The organism is Acinetobacter sp. NIPH1876 (genome assembly GCF_022808535.1).
Taxonomy (GTDB): domain Bacteria; phylum Pseudomonadota; class Gammaproteobacteria; order Pseudomonadales; family Moraxellaceae; genus Acinetobacter; species Acinetobacter higginsii.
Genome location: NZ_JALGBR010000039.1, coordinates 1 through 3,482 on the forward strand (window position 1 = coordinate 1; position 3,482 = coordinate 3,482).

3 protein-coding genes and 1 pseudogene are annotated in these 3,482 nt (G+C 40.1%); 3 read left to right on the forward strand and 1 reads right to left on the reverse strand.

The window, feature by feature from the left end:
* Nucleotides 1-86 precede the first annotated feature (86 nt).
* Nucleotides 87-386, forward strand: a pseudogene (locus MN869_RS20250) (IS5 family transposase); the annotation flags it as partial.
* A 285-nt stretch (nucleotides 387-671) separates the two neighbouring features.
* Here the strand turns inward: MN869_RS20250 and MN869_RS20255 are convergent.
* A complete protein-coding gene (locus tag MN869_RS20255; protein ID WP_005144678.1) occupies nucleotides 672-2,291 on the reverse strand; it encodes an oleate hydratase in 1,620 nt (539 codons plus the stop codon).
* 754 nt (nucleotides 2,292-3,045) lie between these two features.
* Here MN869_RS20255 and MN869_RS20260 point away from each other — a divergent pair.
* Complete coding sequence (locus tag MN869_RS20260; protein ID WP_212749606.1) at nucleotides 3,046-3,222, forward strand: transposase; 177 nt, start codon at nucleotides 3,046-3,048, stop codon at nucleotides 3,220-3,222.
* Nucleotides 3,223-3,272: 50 nt separating this feature from the next.
* Entirely contained in the window at nucleotides 3,273-3,416 is a 144-nt protein-coding gene (locus MN869_RS20265; RefSeq protein WP_241211678.1) for a hypothetical protein, read from the forward strand.
* The last annotated feature ends 66 nt before the right edge of the window (nucleotides 3,417-3,482 follow it).

Sequence of the window (3,482 nt, forward strand, 5' to 3'; positions counted from 1 at the left end):
ACCGTGGAAGGGATTCATCTGCTGTATCTCGAAATAAATAAGATATTTAGCTTATCATGTCAGCCTATTTGCAACAGTGCCAACAAGGGCGAAATCAAACCTACTCCGACGCAGCTATCCAATGCTGCTTAATGATTAAATCCTTATTCCGTCTATCTTTACGTATGGTCACTGGCTTTGTGCAAAGTCTGATTAAACTTTGCGGATTAAATTGGACCGCACCAGATTACAGTACGCTTTGTAGAAGACAAAAGCATATTGATATTGCAATCAGCTACCAAAAAAGTAGCGATGGACTGCATCTACTCGTAGACTCTACAGGCATGAAGTTTCTAGGTGAGGGCGAATGGAAACGCAAGAAACATGGAGCTGAATATCGTCGCCAATAATGACGTATAAAGTTTTATCTAATTTTTCTTTTTATCCAATTTAAAATTAGGTGCGTACACGGCCTCAACTTTCAATAAAGTATAAAAGGTGTTTGTGTAGGCAATACCCTTACTTTTGATAAGCCAAAAGAAAGCAAAAGCCTTTGTTACCCATACATAACATCCCTATTATGATGGATAACGTGTGGCATCCCTGCCACACTCGTGTATCCAAACGTTGCTTAAATTAAACTATGTAATAGTGGCGACATAAAGGTGCTCTTATCGCTATATATTAAAAACTTAGTGGAACACTGTTTCTAAAGCTTTTAAACCCACTTTGGGATCAAGTAGACCGTTGTAAATTTCAGGGATTTCACGTTCCACCCCAAAAAATTCATAAATGGCAAGCATCGCCCCACGAACTGAATATTCCACAGTAAAGACCACGTCATCTTCAATTTCCACAAACTGTCCAAGGAAAGCAAAGTTTTGTGAGCCTTGTGGAATTACCTGTGGACGATCCCCCGGTTTACGGCAGGCGAATAGGGCAGAGGCGTATGGCATCATGGCGGTAGTAACATCAGTCGTTGCCAAAACATGATCTAAAATGTCGTCAAAACCGAGCTGTTTAATCAGTTCTGTTAGGATTTCTTGCCCCGTGGCTTCGGACATTGGTTTTTTGATGTAATCGCCTATATGGTCAATTTGGAAACCGTAGCCCCATAAGGTATATAAACCTTCAGGTAAGTCGGCAAAGTGTGGCTGTGCAGGAACCACGATGGATAAATGCCAACCCGACTCATACCAAGTCATGAGTGCGCCTGTGCCTGGTTCATTGCCTGTATAGTCAATAATACGTTTAAGTAGCACGTCATCTTTCATGGTCAGAGTGAAAGACTCCCACTTATGTTCATCGACATTGCCATAAAAAGTCATTGGACGGCCAAAGTCTGGGGCTTTTTGTGCCAGCGTTTCCCAAAGCGTCCAGCCATGATCTTCTCGATTACGAATAAGGGCAGGCACGTCATGATTACCGCCATAACGTGAGTCTGCTGTAATAGAGCCTAAAGTGAAAATAGCTAAATCATTGGCTTTCAGATTAATTTGCTCTGAGCCTTCAGGCAATTGTACATATAGGCGTGAAGCGTAGCGTTCTTGAGTTTCAGCATTGGTAATGAAGTCTGCATCTGTGACATAGTGTCCAAAACGCACATCGACGCCTTGTGCGACTAACCAACGCTGTAGGGGCAGAATCATCGAGTCATATTGGTTGTACTTGGTACGTTTCACACCCGCTAAGGTATGAATGCGTGGCAATTCTTGAATAAAACGCAAGAAATAGCGTCTTAACTCTGCTGCACTGTGCCATTTTTGAAAAGCGAAAGTCGTGCGCCACATGCGCCAGAAATTGGTTTCAAAAAAGGTTTCATCAAAAAACTCATCAATGCGGCGACTGCCAATTTTTTCTTCTTTTGAAGCTAATAGGCGCAGCATCTGTGCACGATGTAGCGTATTCAGACCAAGCTTTGCTGCATCCGCAATGACATGTTCGGCATCAATCAACCGTGCATTGGCGTGGGTTTTCACTTTTTCATTAAACTCACGACATTCTTCACGCACCGAAATGTCTGGATTTTCCAAAGATGGAATACTGGAAAATAAGTCCCATAGGCACAAATAAGTTTCATCGGTCAGCATTCGCCCACCACGTGTTACCCAAGCTTGCGCGGCATGCGGTGTATGTCCACCATCCATCGAACCACCTGAAATATCGAGTTCTTCTAAAATATGGATATTTTTGGCAGGGACTTTGGCATCACGGATTGCAAATGCAGCAGCAGCCATACCTGCGATACCACCACCAATAATCCAAAGATGGGACTGTTGTGCGTCTAATGGGGTGCGCTTCTTCTTTTGCATGGTTCACCTTTAATAATGATGTTAAAAACTATGAAGTATAAAATGTGATTTAGAAAAACCTTAAAAATAGTATGACTTTTTATATATGAAAAATGTATGAAATGGGAAGCAATTTACTCATTATATTTTGTAATCAAAAAAATGTAAGTAATGGTTATTTTTAATACACATTTGTATTTTTTTTAAAATAAAATATGATTTAAGTAATTGATTTTATTATTTTATAGAGTAATCACTCTATTTTGATCATATTTGTTTGTGTCTGAAGAATGTGTTTGAAACTAGGCTTTCTATTGATCATTAAAAGATATAATTGAATAATAGATCTCTCTTTCATAAATCAAAAAACGAGCACCTTTTTGATTGATATTTGTACTCTAATTTTCTTAGCATTCGTGCATAATCTGCGGATGAAATACATTGATTCAAAGAAGCTTTCTGAAACACAGTTTAAGCGATATACAGGCATCTCATGGTCAACCTTTTATTTAAATGGTTGAGCAATTGCAGAAGCATGTTCCAGCTAAAGGCAGACCACCCAAGTTAAGTGTGGAGAATCAGGTTCTGCTCTGTCTGAGCTATTGGCGGGAATACCGAACTTTATTTCACATTGCTACGAGTTATGGAGTTTCAGAGCCTACAGCCTCAAGAATTGTACGTCATGTTGAAGATTGCCTGATTCAGTCCAAGCTGTTTAATTTACCGAAGAATTTGCCCGAAAGCGAAGGCATAGACTGGAATGTGGTGATCCTGGATGCCACAGAAATTCCAATTCAAAGGCCTAAAAAAACAGAAGAAAAACTATAGTGGCAAGAAAAAGACCCATACCTTTAAAGTACAGGCCATCATCCATTATAAAACTCAGCAAATTCTGAGTTTATGCACTGATCGCGGTACGGTGCATGATTTCGAGCTATTCAAACCAATTTAAAGCAGATTCCTTCAGGAGCTTTTATCCTTGCAGATAAAGGCTACCTGGGAATTTATGCTGTGTATCCTAATAGCCTGTTGCCGTTAAAAGCCAAAAGACGCTGTAAACTGGATCCTGAACTCAAAATCTATAATCAGGAAATCAACAAAAGAAGAATCGGGATCGAGCATGTATTTGGGCACTGTTGCAAATAACCACGAATGGTAAGCTGAAGACTGTTTTAGCTAAAGGTGCAGCATATGAATCCTTTCCATGGTCGG